The organism is bacterium (assembly GCA_024228115.1).
Classification (GTDB): domain Bacteria; phylum Myxococcota_A; class UBA9160; order UBA9160; family UBA6930.
In genome coordinates this window covers 1-15229 of sequence record JAAETT010000163.1, presented here as the reverse complement: position 1 = coordinate 15229, position 15229 = coordinate 1, and the positions used below count along the sequence as shown (strand labels likewise).

The following is a 15229-nucleotide window of genomic DNA, read 5'->3' as shown; positions in this document are numbered from 1 at the left end:
AGGTGACAGTCTGTGCGGTAGAATCCGGCTTCATGAAGGGGCCCTTGTTGAGGGGAAACGGGTGTCGCAACACGTTTCTACCGCAACTGGGGCCTTCTTCAATTCAAGAACGAGACTTCTTCATGAATTTTCCGGGCTAGGAGAGCAGGTGCTCCTTCCAGAAGCCATCCGCGTCTGCGAAGCCCTGGCGGCGGGCATCCCAATTCCCTCCGACATGGGCGCCCCGGATGTTCGCCTTCTCGAAACTCCCACGGCGTTCCTCGGGCTCAGCAACCGAATGGCGGATTCCATCGGAGCTGGTGAAGTACATGTCGCCGTCCTCGGCGAGGGTGAGGCTCTTGCGGCCGAGGCGGACGGCATCGGGGAGCCAGGTGAGCGGCTCGACGGAATCGAAAGAGTGATGGGCTTCCGCATAGCTTCGGATGTCGATATGACCGCCGCCGCTGCGAACATCCTCAGCGAGTTCTTCGACGAAACGGACGGGTGTGTAGTCGTCTGCTGCCCCGTGGAGCACGCGGATCGGCGACGGGCTCCAGCGTTTCTCTTCCGGGCGGACGTGGGCCGCAGGGTAGAGGGGGAGATGGGCCGCGAATCGGGGGCCATCCACGCCGACGAGGGCCTCGCGCAGAGACTCGTGGGCAGCGTACAAGGCGACGGTTCCACCCAGGCTCCAGCCGGTCACGCCGATCCGCGTCGGATCGATCTCCGGGTGGGAGGCGAGCTTCTCCAGGGCGCCGTAGGCATCCACGAGCAACATCGCGGCGGTCACGGCCATCTGGTCTTCGACGATGCTCTGGACCTGCCGCGCCTCGAAGCTGTGCACACGAAAAACAGCGATCCCCTGCTCGAGGGCGCGCACCATGTGCTCGTGATGGTGGCCACGCCAACCCATCGAGCCGTGGCAGGCCACGATGGCCGGAGCGGGCGTCTGGGCGTGCTCGGGCCAGAGCAGCCACCCGAAGACACGCTGGGGAGACGCATCGCCCAGGCCGCGAAGGATGTGGCTGAACTCGAAGGGGTTGCTCGACCGGTAGGGGATCATGCCCACCCGGCCATCGGAGAGATCATTCATGCCAGCAGTCTATCCTGGTTTCGAGTCGAGACGGCTTCTGCTCCTCTCACAGGGTCTTCATTCCGCTTCGATACCATCCCCACGTGAAAAGAATCATTTTCTTTCTGGTCCTCGGCGCGATCGTCGTGGCCTCTCTACTGGCCTACCGGCCTCGCGTTGCCGCCCCGGCGCCGGGTCCCCTTTCCCTGCTCGTGCTCGGCGACACGGGGCAGCCGGTTGGCGGGCCCCTGGCGGTGCTGCGGCCCCAGTATCAGGTGGCGCGAGCGTTGGTCGCCGAGGACGAGAGCGCGGAGGTCCACGGTCTGGTGTTGCTGGGTGACAACTTCTACCCGGATGGCGTCGAAGAAGACGAGCTGAAGGACCGGATGCGAGCGAACGTCGTCGCACCCTATTGCCGGTTCCTCACGTTCACCTCCCGCGGGCGAGGAAGCCTCGAGGAGAATTGTGATGTCGCCGTGGCCCGCCGTCACCCGATTCCGCTCTATGCGGTTCTCGGAAATCATGACTACGGCGAGCGCGAGAGCCCGATGCTCCAGAAGGAAGTCGTTCCCACCTACATCGAGAGCTGGCGGATGCCGGACCAGGTGGATCTCCATGAGCTTCCGGGAGGTGTCAGCCTGATTCCCTTCCAGTCCATGCCTCTGGTGCGAGGGGAGAACGAGGGGGGGCTGGTCCGCGCACTACGTCGTTCGAAGGGGCCGTTCCGGATCCTCGCTGCGCATCATCCGATTGCCGATCCGGGCAATGGTCACGATCCGAAATACGCCCGGCGTGTACGATCGGCCATCAACCAGACCGGTGTTCCCGTGCACCTGTTCCTGGGTGGCCACGAGCACAACCTCCAGGTGCTTGCTGGTGACGGGAAGGATGACGCCGCACTTCACGTGATCAGCGGGGCGGGGTCGGATACGCGCGTGGTGAATCCTTCCAGCCGGGAGCGACTGTTCGGAGCAGAGAGTCTGGGATTTGCCCGGGTCGATCGGGTCGAGGCCGCCGGCGCGCCCATTCTTCGCGTGACGATGTTCACGGTTTCCTCGACACCCGGCCTGGGCCGCAAGGCGAGCGCCCACTTCGAGGTCAGCCTGGATGGGGATGTCCGCAAAGGCGTTCCGACCTCGGAGTAGAGCGTAGGAATCCCGAACCCTTGGCCTGTTCAGGATCCGCCACGCGAGCATCGGGTGACCAACCGCCCAGGATCGGTGTGTCGAGCTGCCTTCTCGGCGAGACGGTGCGTTGGGACGGTGGCCACAAGCGAGAGGATTTCCTCGTCGATGGCCTCGGTGCCCGAGCCAAACTGATTCCCGTATGTCCGGAGATGGAGTTGGGCCTGGGGGTTCCGCGGGAACCGATTCGGCTCGTGGATACTGTCCCCGGCGGAGCTCCGCGGCTGGTTGCGGAAACGTCCGGCCGCGATCACAGTCAGGCGATGCGCGCATTCGCAGCGGGTCGGGTGCGGGAGCTCGCACGGCTCTCGCTCAGCGGCTTCATCCTGAAGCGGGGCTCGCCGAGCTGTGGCCTCGTGGCGGTTCCTGTCTGGCCCGGCGAAGGCCCGCCTGAAGGGGAGGGTGTTCCGAGTCCGAAGGGTCGGGGCCTGTTCGCCGCCGTGCTCAAGGACGCCTTTCCGGAGCTTCCAATGGAAGAAGAGCATCGCCTACGAGATCCCGCGCGGAGAGAAGCGTGGATGACGCGCGTCCTTGCCTATCATCGCCGCTTCTGCGGAGAACCCTCATGAAACGGCTTCTGCTCATAGTGCTTGCCGCCGTCGTGCTCGTGGCTGCGTGCCTCTACGGTCTCCTCCGCTGGTATGGCTGGCGCAGCCAGGATCCCACCTTCTTCGAGGATGCCATCGCCGCCTTCGAGGCCGAAGACCAGGCGTCAGCGCCCGCCCATCCGGTCGTGCTCTTCACCGGCAGCTCCAGCGTGCGGCTCTGGTCCAGCCTGGCGGAAGACATGGCACCGATCCCGGTGTTGAATCGCGGCTTCGGCGGCTCCCAGATGAGTCACGTCGTGCACTACGCCGAGCGGATCATCCATCCCTACCGGCCCGTGGCGGTCGTGGTGTATGCCGGCGACAACGACCTTGCGCCGCGCACCGGAAAGACCGCAGAGACCGTGCTGACGGATTTCCAGGAACTGGTGCGGCGCGTTCACGCCATACTGCCCGAGACCAGGATCTACTACCTGACGATCAAACCTTCGAGGCTGCGTTGGGATCGCTGGCCCGAGATGGAGCGTGCCAATCAGCAGGTCGCTCTCTTCGCGGCCAGCGACCCACTCCTGGGCGTGATCGACATCGGCCCAGCAACGCTCGGTCCCGACGGAACACCGCGGGACGACTTCTTCCGCATCGACGGCCTGCATCTGAACGCGACCGGCTACGCTGCGTGGACAGAGATCGTGCGCCCGGCGCTCCTGGCCGATCCTGCCATCGCCCGAATCCTACCCTGAGAGGAAACCCATGCGACGAGACATCTTCGGCGAGGAACACGAGCTCTTTCGCGAGCAGTTCAAGCGCTTCGTTCAGGAAGAGGTAGAGCCTCATATCAGCGATTGGAACGAAGCGGGCAAGACACCGCGCGCGATTTGGAAGCGGATGGGCGAAGAGGGCTACCTCGGAGCGAACCAGTCCGAGGCCTACGGCGGCGCGGGCGGCGATTTCCTGTTCGACGCGATCATCATGGAAGAACTGGCCTATGCGCGGGCCCACGCGCTGCAAGCCTCCCTGCATACCGATATCTGCCTTCCCTATCTGACCACATTCGGGACCGAGGAACAGAAGCAGCGCTATCTCACGCCAGCCATCGCGGGCGAGTGCCTGGTCGCGATCGCGATGACCGAGCCGGGTACCGGCTCGGACCTGGCGAATGTGCAGACCAAGGCGATCCGCGATGGAGATGCCTACGTCCTGAACGGTGCCAAGACCTTCATCTCGAACGGCCAGAACTGCGATCTGGTGATCGTCGTGGCGAAGACCGATCCATCCAAACGCCACGACGGTATCAGCCTGCTGCTGGTCGAGGCCAAGTCGGAAGGCTTCGAACGCGGCCGCAACCTCGCCAAGATCGGGCTCAAAGGCCAGGACACGAGCGAACTCTTCTTCAAGGATTGTCGCGTCCCCGCCGAGAACCTGCTCGGCCAGGAGGGCCAGGGCTTCAAGCTCTTGATGCAGAAGCTCCAGCAAGAACGCCTCTGCATCGGTGTGGGTTCGATTGCCAGCGTACGTCGTTCGCTCGACGACACACTCGCCTACGTGAAGGAGCGCGAGGCGTTCGGTCATCCCATCGGCCAATTCCAGAATACCCAGTTCAAGCTGGCCGAGCTGGCCACGGAGCTCGAGATCGGTCAGGCCTTCATCGATCGCCTGCTCGTCGCCCACGTTCGCGGTGACGAAATCGTTTCGGAAGTGAGCATGGCCAAGTGGTGGTGCAGCGACCTCCAGAAGAAGGTCGCCGCAGAATGCCTGCAACTCTTCGGCGGCTATGGCTTCATGCAGGAGTACCCGATCTCGGGCGACTACCAGGACGCCGCCGTGCAGAGCATCTACGCCGGCACGAACGAGATCATGAAGGTCATCATCGCGCGGCGCTTGGGACTGGGCTGAATTCGGAACCATGCACGGAATGCGTTTCAGTCTTCTCCTGATAACGGTCACCGTGTTCGCGGCGACCCAGCTGGCGATCGCCGAAGAATGGGAGCCCGAGGTTGCGCACATCGCGCTGCCACCGGATTCGATCGCGGAGTGGTACATGCCGCAGAACGAACGTCAGGTCTGGCTGCACCTGATGTTCGATCTGCGCACGGAGCTAGGTGCAGTCGAGCTGTATCTGGAGCGAAAGCAGCAGAAGAAGCTCGTGGAATGGACGGCGGCGCTGCAGGAGAGCTACGCGAAGATCACAGAGATGGTTCCCGAATGGGCGGGCGAGGTCGAGCTCGGCGCGACCCAGGCCTTGCGCGATGCGGCTGCGGCTGGGGATCTGGAGAGCGTAGAGGAGAGCGTCACGCAGCTGCGGCGAACGTGCAGTGATTGTCACAGCAAGTGGAGCGCATCGACCGTGGCGCTGTATCGCAGCCCCGATTATTCCCAGCTGAGGCTGCAGGATTCAAGGAATGGGAATGAGGTTGACTACGCCGAAGCCATGCGAGAGATGTCTCGATCATTGGTCGAGCTGAAGGTCGCACGCGCGGATGGAAACTTCGAAGAAGCACGAAAGGCGACGATCGGCCTCGAGGCCCGGCTTCGTGATCTTGGCGAGAGCTGCGACGAATGTCATCGCGATCCATCCAACCGGGAGCGCTTCCTCGGTGCGGATGCACTCGAACCGCTGAAGGCCCTTCGTGCCTCCTTGACCGAGCCCCACGACCCGAAACTCTCGGGACGCCATCTGGGGACGTTTGGCGCCACCGTATGCGGGGGGTGTCACGGCGTTCATCGCAGCTTGAGCGAATTGCGGAGCCAGCTGAAACCCTGATCGGTGGGTTGCGTTCTGGCTGGATCCCGCGGCTGCGGGTACTCGATGCCCCCCGGCAGAAGATCTCACCGGGGTCGTCGGAACAGGGCGGGGCGCGCATCGCCAAGGGAACCCTCGGCGGGGCGGGCCCGATGGGGTCGTTGTCGGGTTCGCCCTGCGTGAAGCGGGATCGCGGCATCGCGGAGCCATCGCATCCGGCTAAAGTCGCCCCGTGGACGCCGAGTCGAACCCCCAATCCGGGCCCGCGCCGTTGGACGCACCCGCCAAGCGCCCGTGGTGGATCCTCCACTTCTTCGGGCCGATGCCGGCGGCCGTTTCGGAGCGGAACGTCCAGGTGCTCGGGGCCGTTGCGTTCGCGCTCCTCTTCGAGGAATACGACCTGGCGATGTTGACAGCGGCGCTGCCACAGATCGCCGCATCGTTGCAGATGGCCGAAACCGACTTCGGTCTCTACCTGGGGATCATCCGGCTCGGTGCGCTCCCGGCGTTCGCGCTGATCCCCTTTGCGGATCGCATCGGGCGCCGCCGCATCTTCCTCGTGACGCTCGCCGGGACGGGGATCGCCACACTCCTCACGGCGTTCACGGTCGAGTCCTGGCAGTTTGTCGCGTGCCAGATGGCGACGCGCACCTTCTTCGTGACCGGGTCAGCGATCGCGTTCGTGATGATCGCAGAGGAGTTTCCCGCCGATCATCGGGGTTGGGGGATCGGGGTCCTCGGTGCGCTCGGCGCCGCGGGGCACGGCGTCGCGATGCTGCTCTTCTCGCAGATCGATCTCCTGCCCTATGGATGGCGAGCGCTCTACGCCTTCGGGGTGATCCCGCTTCTCCTCCTCCCGTGGTTCCGGCGGCGGCTTCCCGAGACCGAGCGCTTCCAACGCCACGCGGACGCGCAAGAGGGCGGCTCGGGATCGAACTACTCGATGGCGCCGCTCATTGGCCTCGTGCGCGACTACCCGGCCCGGACGCTCGGCATCGTGCTCGGCACCTTCCTCTCGTCCGTTGGTCTCGTCGCGGCGTTCCAGTTCACCGGCTACTTCACCCAGACCGTTCACGGCTGGTCGCCGACGCAGTATGCGCTGATGGTCGGGATCGGTGGTGCGCTCGGGATCGCCGGCAGCGTCGCGGGAGGCCGGTTCGCGGACCGCTTCGGCCGCCGTCGGGTCGGGGTGACGCTTCTGGGCTCGGTGCCGTTCTGGGTCGCGGTCTTCTACAACGGCCCCTCGTGGGTCCTGCCGATCGCCTGGGTCGGATTCGTCTTCGGGTCGAGCGGCGGGCGCGTGATCCTCCGCGCGCTTTCGACAGAGCTCTTCCCGACCTCGCAGCGCGCCAGCGCGTCCGGGATGTTCGCGATCTTCGACGCCCTCGGCGGGTCCGTCGGCCTGTTGATCCTGTACTTCGGAAGCGTGGCGGCGGGCGACTTCGTCGAATTGACGACGCTGCTCGCGCTGACCGTCCTGCTCTCCGCATGCGTGGTGCTGTTCTTCCCGGAGACTGGCCGTCGCGAACTGGAATCCATCAGCGAATAGGTTCGGAGCGCGCAGGGGAATCCACTCCTGTGCCCTACGGGTCCGAGCAACCTGGGATGCCCCGGGAGTTGTCACAGCGAGACCTCATCGGACCTCGAACGCCGGCTATTCGGCTTGCCCGCTCACATGTGCTGGCGTCCAAGGGCAACCCCTCGCAGGCAGCCTGCAACGCACGCCTCGACCAGATCCGCGCCGCCACGAGCTCGGAGCTGCCGAGCTTGCTGCAGTAGAGGCCTGGGAGACCCTCTCGCGGCCACTCCAGCCATTCAAGTGTCGCTCGAGGGGGGTCGAAAAGAGCGCCCAGAGGATCGCGTGCCGAATGCCATCAAAGGATTGGCCATCAGCAGCCTGGTGGGTGATGTGCGAGAGCTCGTCAACGTTGGAGAGGTCTCGGAAGAAGAGATCGGCAAGCACCTGACGGCCGAGGATCTGGCCCTGCTGGGCGAGGAGCTGGATCCGTTTGGCTGGTACCCGATCGAATGCTACGAGCGCCTCACCAACGCGTTGCTCCATCTCACGGAGAACGACGGCGTTCCGTGGCTGCGAGAGCGCGGCGCCGCTGCCGCGCAGCGCCTGCTCGCGGGCGGTCTCTACCAGCAACTCGATTCGCTGAGAGACGGCTATGACTGGACGCCTGAGAACGCTCTTGCCAGGATGCGCTTGATCGTGACGCTGCAGGGTTCGCTGATGAACTTCTCGGAGTGGGACGTGGAGACCGATCCGGACAACGAGCAACGTCTGCGCATCGTGGTGACCAAGGCTGGGGCCTACCCCGAGGTGCTACGCCACGTGACGGACGGCTTCATCAACGGCTGCGACGATGCCGCCGGAGGTGGTCACGTCTGGGAATCGGAGCGCGTCGCGCCGGACCGGATCGTGATCCGCATGGATTCGGATCTCTAGGCGTTCGCGCACCCCGGGCAGTTCTTCATGGCACGGCGATCTCGGCGTGTTCGTTCCCTTCCATGAGCGGCGGCAAGGTCGACAGGTCGAAGGAACCCTTGCGGATGTTCCCGAACGCGAGTTCGGGAAGCGAGAAGAGGACGCCGCGAGCGCCTCGCAGCAGGCGGCGTCCGCGGTCGAAGGGTGCGATGAGCGCGCCCACGCCCGTGTCGCCGAGGCCGGCCAGCAGGTTGGCCGTGCCGTAGACGGGGCGTAGCCAGCGGGCATCGTCGGTGAAGAAGAGGAAGCTGCCGTCCCGATCTCGTGGCGTGTAGAGGCTGGACGTCAGCACACCCGCTTCACGAAGGTAGGTCCGCCAGCGGCCTGGCCGTGCGTACAGGTCGGCGAGCAGGCGCTCGCGGTGGGACGGGAGGCGCTCGACTTCGGCCACCGGGTAGTGGGCGACGACCTGAAGGAAGTAGCGCCAGGGGATGAATCCCAGGCCCTGGTTGGGAGTGAGGCTGCCGCCGAGTGCCTGGCGTTCGGCCTCGGGTGTGCCAAACGCGCCGACCAGTGCCCGCTGGAGCTCCGTGGAGCAGTTCCGGGTCAGCAGGTCGTAGCCGTAGCGTTGTCGAAGGTCGGCCGAGACCGCTTGCTCCCTTTCCTGAGCCAAGGCCAATGCCCGCTCCGGGCGTCGACCTGCGGGCGCAGGAGAGATGCCGACCTCTCTGCTCCGCGAGGGAAGCAGGCGTTCCCGTGCGTCCCGGATCGCCTCGCCCCGTGCTCCTCGGGCCGCTTCCGCGGTTCTCCCGAGCAGATCTTCGAGCAGGTTGAAGCCGGCGGCCTCGGGTACACCGACGAGGACATGTTGACGCTGCTCTTCAAGTAACACCCGGCCCTGCTCAGCGAGCGCTGCGAACTCGCGCTTCCGCAGCCGGGCGTCTGCCGCCGTGATCGTCGCCGGACGGTCCGCGTAGGGATCGAGAGCGAGCCATCGGCCCTCCTCGAGCGAGTGCTGCACCGCCAGCCACCGGGCCTGGAGCCGAAGCAGCGCGATGCCTCGGTCGGTCCGGGGGGAATCGAGCAACGCTGAAGCTCGCGCCGCGAGGCGCTCCGCGTAGTTCGCCAACGCCCGGTGCTCGCCGCCGGTCAGGGCCGAGAGTTCGACATCCACTCGGGCAGCATCGACGAGAACCCCCTCTGCGAGCCCATCGCCGTGGATCAGGGCTCGCAGCGCCTCACGCAACGCGAGGGCGTCCCGGGCGCGCGAAGGGGCCGCCCCGTCGGGTCTAAGCCAGAGGGCCTCGGTTGCATCTCGAAGCTCCTGCTCGGCACGGACCAGCCGCCCCGGTAGCCCCCCCTGCAGGCCTGATGTCACGCGGGCCCGAAGCGCTTCAGCGTAGGGATCCCCGGCGCGCTGCGGGTCGAGCAGCCCGGCTGCCGTCACGGGAACGCCGCTCGCACGCCCGGTGAGCGCTTCGAGCAGCCTGCGGTCGCGTTGGGTCGAAAGTCGTTCGCGAAGCCGCCGCACCTGCGCCAGATGCAGCGACGTCAGGTGGTCCTGGATCTGCTCTAGTGCGCGAGCTTCGGCGGGAACGCGCGCGACATGCAGGGGCCTGTTCTGGAACCCGCCGTACTCGAGCTGGAACGTCGTCCAGGGCTCACGCACCAGCCGGAATACGTCCCCGTCGTGTTGGTAGTGAAAGAGGGTCTCGCCCAGACGGAGCGCGCTATGCCCACCACTGGCACCGCCCACGTTGCCTTCGACATGGACGAAGTGGATCGATTCGTCGCGCAGGGCCGTCGTGTCCGACTCCGCAATCGCCGTTCTGGCGATCAGCAACGCCCCGCAGAACGCGACGATCAACCGACCGCTCATTCGGCGGTCGCCACACTCCCTTCCTGGATGTGGTGGAGATTGTCCCCCGCTGCGAGGCCCAGGCTGGCCAGATACGTCCGCGTCTGGTCCGCGTCGAAGCCGGCCTGGGAGAAACCCATGCCGAGCGCGTGGAAGGTCGTGACCTCGGCCTCCCAGTCGTCGATCCCGTGCTGCTCAGCGACCTGTCCGATCGCGCGCAGCAGTCCGTCGGCGGGCTCGGCCGTTTCCACGAAGGCCCGCATCATCACCCGCACGTCGTCGCCGTAGGCCAACTCCGATTTCGACGGCTTCGTTCCGGAGCAGGACTGGGAGATGCCGTCGAATAGGGCTTCCACGCTCCCGCTGATGGAGTTGAAGGAGCCCGAGACGGAATCCGATGGCGAGGTGAACGATGCCCAAAGGGATTTGCACCCCGTCCCGGTAGCGACGATGAGTCCGAGCAGTAGCACGCCCAGAAGATGGATTCGATTGAGTTTCACGGAGACCTCCTTTGAGGTCGCAGGGTAGGCGCTTTCAATCCGCGCTGCTCTCGAGGTCGGCCGGTTCGCATGATCTGTAGCGTGCGATTCCCCTGGCTTCAGGCGTCGGGCGAATCGAAGGGATAGTCGACGATCCCACCGGCCTGCCGCAGCCGTTCGCGCAGCTTTACGATGTCGACCCGTTCCAGCTCTCCGCCGAGATCGATCGCCATCGCCGCCGCGGTTCCGGCGGCCTGGCCGGTCGTCATGCAGGGCGGGATCTCCTTGGTGGCGTTGTGGGTGCGATGGTCGACCGAGATGTTGCGGCCCGCCGCAAGCAGGTTGGGGAACTCGCGCGCCTGCAAGGAGCGATAGGGGATTGCGTAGACAGCGCCGTACTTCGTCCAATGGCCGGTGATGGCGATCGCATCCTCGAACGGCTTGCCACGGTCCTCGATGCCCAGGATGTAGCGCCCCTCCAATCGCCGGCTCTCGGTGATGCCCAGCTGGGTTGCGATGTTGCAAATATGCGTTTCGGAAAGTTCGGGCCGCGAGTGCTTGAGCTTCTCGAATTCCTCCATCACGAGTCGACGGCACTCGATCTCGGCGAAGGTCAGGTCTCGGGGATTCGTCGCGTCGATCTTGCGGTCCAGGCTCGCCACGCTGCCCCAGGGAAACAGCACCTGCTCCACGTTCGGCGTTCGAAAGAATGGCGCTCCCTCTGCGAGCACGCGCTCGAGATCTCGGACGCCGCCTACCCGAAACCACAGCCATGGATGGACGCTCACGTGGTCGAAAGCGCAGCCGGCCGACGCAAAGACGTCCCCGTCTCCGGTCGCGTCGATGACGACATCGGCCAACACCGCCTGTCGGCCCGCCTTCGATTGAAAAGCGACGCCCTTCAGCCGACCCTCTTCGATGAGCGCATCCGCACCCCATAGATGAAAGACCAGGTCGACACCGGCCTCGGTCACCATGTCGTTCAATACCAGCCGCATCACCTCCGGGTCGTAGGCCACCGAGTAGCGCACCCGATGGCGGGCCCGGGCCCCACCCCAGACGAGCCCCCACTTCCGGTAGTGATCGATCTTCTCGGGGTCTTCGTCGCCCCAGTCTTCAGCCGGGGGATGGAAGGCACCCCCCTTCTCCCGCATGCGGCGGGTCACCTCCTCGCAGATTCCCCCGATGACCGGCCGGCCGAGTCCGTCATCGAGGGTCAGCAGGAGCGCGATCAGGCCACCCGTCGCCAGGCCGCCCAAGGATCCGTAGCGCTCTGCGAGGACGACACGGGCACCTTCGCGCGCCGCACTGATCGCCGCGGCCGTACCGGCCGATCCGCCGCCAACCACGAGCACGTCGCAGCGTGTGAGGACTTCCGTCTCACGAGCGGGCTCATGAACGGTCGTCATCTCATGAGTCTCCCCGCATGCGCGTCATGAACTCCCGTTGAGCCTCGAGATACCGTTGCTTGTCCTCTGCCGTGGCCGCTTCGTGCTCTGCTTCGTCGGGGCGAAGGTCGCGTGTCCACGCGGCGAATTCGAGCAGCACGCCGTCCGGATCGAGAAAGTACATCGAGCGGATGAAGACATCTTCCGTCACCTCTGGGCTGATCTGCATCGGCGAGCCGTCGTGGTTGACGATTTTCGTGACCTCGACGCCCTTCGCCTGCAAGCGCTCCCGGTAGACCTCCATCTTCTCGGGGGCGATATCGAAGGCAACATGGTTCATCGAACCGTGGGCCGTCGTGACGGAGCCTTCACCCATGTTGTGGGCAGGGGAGGCGACGCCCGGCGCGCGGTCTGGCGCCTCGGGGAACCAGAAGAAGGCCAGCGAGTCGCCGTTTCCGATGTCGAAGAAGAAGTGCTGCCCCATCCCGCCCGGGAGGTCGATGGTCTTGGTGAGCGGCATCCCCAGCACGTTCGCGTAGAAGTCGACCGTGCGGGCCATGTCCTTGCAAACGAGCGCCAGATGGTTCACGCCTCGCAGCTCGAATTCCTTGTTCTCTTGTCCCAACGCTTCGTCCTCCGGTTTGTCGTGATACGCTTCCCGCGGCTTCTTCTTCCCGGACCCCGTCGGCATGGGGGGCCGGCCCGGCTGCCAGGGCGATATAGGATAGCCCCACTTAGCGGTGGGAGTTGTCACAAGCGCCGATGCTCGCTGGATTCGTACTGGATTCTGTCTCCACATTGCCCGATCATGCGCTCCGCGAGCTTTTTCGAGTGTTCGACGACTTGAAGCCAGATGGAAAGGGCTCCTCTTGAGTGACTCTTCTTCGTATACCCCGCCGAAAGTCTGGAAATGGGATTCCGAGAGTGGAGGGCGATTTGCCAACATCAATCGCCCCATCTCGGGAACCACGCACGACAAGGATCTTCCGGTCGGCGAGCATTCCCTGCAGCTCTATTCCCTCGCGACACCCAACGGTGTGAAGGTCACCGTGCTTCTGGAAGAACTGCTGGCGATTGGAAACAAAGAGGCGGAGTACGACGCGTATTTCATCAATATCGGAGAGGGGGATCAATTCGGCAGTGGCTTCGTAGCCGCCAATCCCAACTCCAAGATCCCAGCCCTGGTCGACCACAGCACGGCGCCACCGACCCGCGTCTTCGAATCCGGGGCGATCCTGGTCTATCTGGCGGAAAAGTTCGGTGCGTTCCTTCCCACGGAGCCTTCAGCTCGGGCTGAATGCATGTCCTGGCTCTTCTGGCAGATGGGCAGCGCGCCGTACCTGGGTGGAGGTTTCGGCCATTTCTACGCCTATGCGCCGGAGAAGTTCGAGTACCCGATCAATCGGTTCGCCATGGAAGTGAAACGCCAGCTCGACGTGCTGGACCAGAACCTGGCCGAGCGGAAGTTCCTCGGCGGAGACGAGTACACGATCGCTGATATGGCCACCTTTCCCTGGTACGGAAGTGTGGTGTTGAACAACATCTACGATGCAGAGGTCTTCCTCGAAGCGAAGTCGTACACGAATGTCGTGCGCTGGGCGTCGGAAATCCAGGAACGACCTGCTGTGCAACGTGGACAACGCGTCAACAAGGCTTGGGGCCCGGAAGAAGAACGCGTGCCCGAGCGTCACGCCGCCAGCGATCTGGATTAGGCCAATTCGCTGCGTTTTCTCGGCTGTTCCGTCTTGGCTCCCTGGCTGTAGTCGGAAAAGGGTCCGTCGCGTTTGGTGATTGCGCCCTTCACGCCTTCGGTCTTGGCGACGTTCACGAACTCCCGGCCTTCGGGTGTGTTTCGCATGATCCCATCCAGGATCGGGCCCAGAGTCTGGGTGCTCTGAAGGCCCATGTTGTCGTGGGCTTGATTGACGATGAGCTTCATCGCGGCCAATTGTGTCAGCGGGATGTTCGTGAGCTTCTCGGCAAGCCGCTGGACCTGTTCGTCGAGTTCCTCGAGCGGATAGGAGAAGTTGATCAGCTCGATCGCGGCAGCTTCCTTGCCGCTGATCCATTCACCGGTGAGTGCGTAGTATTTCGCCTTCGCCAGGCCGAGGCGTTGGACCCACATTCCAGTGAGATGGCAGCCCCAGACGCGCGAGTAGGGAGTGCCGAAGCGCGCGTCGTCCGAGGCGATCACCAGATCAGCACACAACGCCAATTCGGATCCACCCCCGACGCAATAACCGTGAACCTTGGCGATCGTCGGCTTCAAGCCGCGCCACAATCCCATGAAGCTGGTGAGGTAGCTCGAATAGCGATTGATCACCCAGTGGACATCCATCCCGGGGTCGTAGTCGTCCTCCGCAATGGATTCGTAGTGCTCGAGTCCACCAGAGAAGTCGAAGCCCGCGCAGAAATTGTCCCCCGCGCCCTCGAGCACGATGACCTTGACCTGGCTGTCGCGGTTGGCGTCCGCAAGGGCATTGTCGAGCCCCTGGATGACTTCGGCGCGTAGCGTGTTCGCCTTGTCCGGACGGTTCAACGTGATCGTCGCAATCCCATTCGCTTTCGAGGTACGAATCGCTTCTTGGTTCATGTTTGCCTCCATTGCGGGACTCGTTCGTTTGCTCCGATGGAGTTGAGCTTGACAGTGTATTGAGTTGAGGCCAAATCGATTACCATGGCGACTCGCCAGAGCGCAGGCCCACGCCTGGTAGGGCGCTCGTGGGGCCCCAGGGGCGCCGCGTGCCGCTTCAGTAGTCGCACCTCATGGATGATCCGGAAGTTGCACTTCCTTGGGGATTCCGGGATACCCGGTTCTATGCCTGACGACCGGTCGATACGAACGAAACCTTCAGATCACGAAGCTGGCCCCCTGGCGGCCTACCCGCGTGTTCCGCTCGGTCACGCGCCCACCCCGCTCGAGCATCTTGCCCGCCTCTCGGCAGCGCTTGGCGGCCCGGAGATCTGGGTCAAGAGGGATGACTGCACCGGCCTCGGGATGGGCGGGAACAAGGTTCGGAAGCTCGAGTACCTGATGGGCGAGGTTCGAGCGCAAGGCGCGCGAACCGTCATCACGGTGGGCGGTGTGCAATCCAACCACGCGCGCCAGACGGCGGCGGCGGCGGCACGTCTCGGCCTGCGTTGCGAACTCGTGTTGCCGCGCGTGGTGCCGCGTACCGGCACCGACTACGAGCGCAGCGGGAATGTTCTTCTGGACGAGTTGTTTGGTGCCGAGGTCTTCGTGGTCGATGACGAGATGGACGCAGCTCGAATGATCCAAGAACGCGTCGAGGCCGCAAGTCGTCGGGGAGAGCCGGCGGCGGTGCATCCGCCGGGAGGCTCGACGCCGACCGGAGCGCTCGGCTACGTGCATGCCGCATTGGAATGCGATGCCCAGATGAAGGCTGGCGCACCGGCTGTTGGCGATCACGAGAAACCGTAGAAATCTGATCATCTAGCCGTGGTCGCGCGCGAGTGCTGGTTTCTCGTCAGAACGGCGAATCGGTGTCGGTCGGATCGGTGTCGAGTTCGCGATCGAGAGCCGCGAGGTAGT

General features: G+C 64.5%; 15 protein-coding genes. 9 read left to right on the top strand and 6 right to left on the bottom strand.

The features are described 5' to 3' along the window. Positions 1 to 136: 136 nt before the first annotated feature. Positions 137 to 1072 (bottom strand): alpha/beta hydrolase fold domain-containing protein, encoded by a 936-nt coding sequence (locus tag GY937_08240; GenBank protein ID MCP5056702.1) that lies wholly within the window; start codon positions 1070 to 1072, stop codon positions 137 to 139. Positions 1073 to 1155: 83 nt separating this feature from the next. Between GY937_08240 and GY937_08235 the strand changes: the two genes are divergently transcribed. The 7 genes from GY937_08235 to GY937_08205 all read left to right on the top strand — a co-directional run bounded on the left by GY937_08235 (position 1156) and on the right by GY937_08205 (position 7972). Then, positions 1156 to 2196, top strand: coding sequence for a hypothetical protein (locus GY937_08235; protein MCP5056701.1), 1041 nt, complete (start codon positions 1156 to 1158; stop codon positions 2194 to 2196). A gap of 20 nt (positions 2197 to 2216) precedes the next feature. Beyond that, positions 2217 to 2804 carry a DUF523 domain-containing protein gene (locus GY937_08230; protein MCP5056700.1) on the top strand — a complete coding sequence of 196 codons (588 nt, stop codon included), beginning with the start codon at positions 2217 to 2219 and terminating at the stop codon, positions 2802 to 2804. Next, positions 2801 to 3520, top strand: a complete 720-nt coding sequence (locus GY937_08225) for a hypothetical protein (GenBank protein MCP5056699.1) — start codon at positions 2801 to 2803, stop codon at positions 3518 to 3520. The genes GY937_08230 and GY937_08225 overlap by 4 nt, the downstream gene beginning before the upstream one ends. 10 nt (positions 3521 to 3530) lie before the next feature. Next, positions 3531 to 4673 (top strand): acyl-CoA dehydrogenase, encoded by a 1143-nt coding sequence (locus tag GY937_08220; protein MCP5056698.1) that lies wholly within the window; start codon positions 3531 to 3533, stop codon positions 4671 to 4673. Between the two features lie 19 nt (positions 4674 to 4692). Next, on the top strand, positions 4693 to 5541 hold the full coding sequence (locus tag GY937_08215; GenBank protein MCP5056697.1) for a cytochrome c: 849 nt from the start codon (positions 4693 to 4695) through the stop codon (positions 5539 to 5541). Between the two features lie 211 nt (positions 5542 to 5752). Beyond that, positions 5753 to 7069 carry an MFS transporter gene (locus GY937_08210; protein ID MCP5056696.1) on the top strand — a complete coding sequence of 439 codons (1317 nt, stop codon included), beginning with the start codon at positions 5753 to 5755 and terminating at the stop codon, positions 7067 to 7069. Positions 7070 to 7381: 312 nt separating this feature from the next. Then, complete coding sequence (locus GY937_08205) at positions 7382 to 7972, top strand: hypothetical protein (GenBank protein ID MCP5056695.1); 591 nt, start codon at positions 7382 to 7384, stop codon at positions 7970 to 7972. A 25-nt stretch (positions 7973 to 7997) separates the two neighbouring features. On the opposite strand, the gene GY937_08200 is transcribed toward GY937_08205, so the two are convergent. The 4 genes from GY937_08200 to GY937_08185 all read right to left on the bottom strand — a co-directional run bounded on the left by GY937_08200 (position 7998) and on the right by GY937_08185 (position 12367). Continuing rightward, on the bottom strand, positions 7998 to 9830 hold the full coding sequence (locus GY937_08200; GenBank protein ID MCP5056694.1) for a hypothetical protein: 1833 nt from the start codon (positions 9828 to 9830) through the stop codon (positions 7998 to 8000). Beyond that, on the bottom strand, positions 9827 to 10309 hold the full coding sequence (locus GY937_08195; GenBank protein ID MCP5056693.1) for a hypothetical protein: 483 nt from the start codon (positions 10307 to 10309) through the stop codon (positions 9827 to 9829). Before GY937_08195 ends, GY937_08200 begins: the two co-directional genes overlap by 4 nt. A 98-nt stretch (positions 10310 to 10407) precedes the next feature. Next, positions 10408 to 11697, bottom strand: a complete 1290-nt coding sequence (locus GY937_08190) for an FAD-dependent oxidoreductase (protein ID MCP5056692.1) — start codon at positions 11695 to 11697, stop codon at positions 10408 to 10410. A 1-nt stretch (position 11698) separates the two neighbouring features. Then, entirely contained in the window at positions 11699 to 12367 is a 669-nt protein-coding gene (locus GY937_08185) for a VOC family protein (protein MCP5056691.1), read from the bottom strand. A 178-nt stretch (positions 12368 to 12545) separates the two neighbouring features. On the opposite strand from GY937_08185, the gene yghU reads away from it, so the two are divergent. Then, a complete protein-coding gene (yghU, locus tag GY937_08180) occupies positions 12546 to 13388 on the top strand; it encodes a glutathione-dependent disulfide-bond oxidoreductase (GenBank protein ID MCP5056690.1) in 843 nt (280 codons plus the stop codon). Here the strand turns inward: yghU and GY937_08175 are convergent. Continuing rightward, positions 13385 to 14269, bottom strand: coding sequence for a crotonase/enoyl-CoA hydratase family protein (locus tag GY937_08175; GenBank protein MCP5056689.1), 885 nt, complete (start codon positions 14267 to 14269; stop codon positions 13385 to 13387). The two genes, yghU and GY937_08175, sit on opposite strands and share 4 nt — an antisense overlap. A gap of 225 nt (positions 14270 to 14494) precedes the next feature. Here GY937_08175 and GY937_08170 point away from each other — a divergent pair, with 225 nt between their 5' ends. Beyond that, positions 14495 to 15118 carry a pyridoxal-phosphate dependent enzyme gene (locus tag GY937_08170; protein ID MCP5056688.1) on the top strand — a complete coding sequence of 208 codons (624 nt, stop codon included), beginning with the start codon at positions 14495 to 14497 and terminating at the stop codon, positions 15116 to 15118. Positions 15119 to 15229 lie beyond the last annotated feature (111 nt).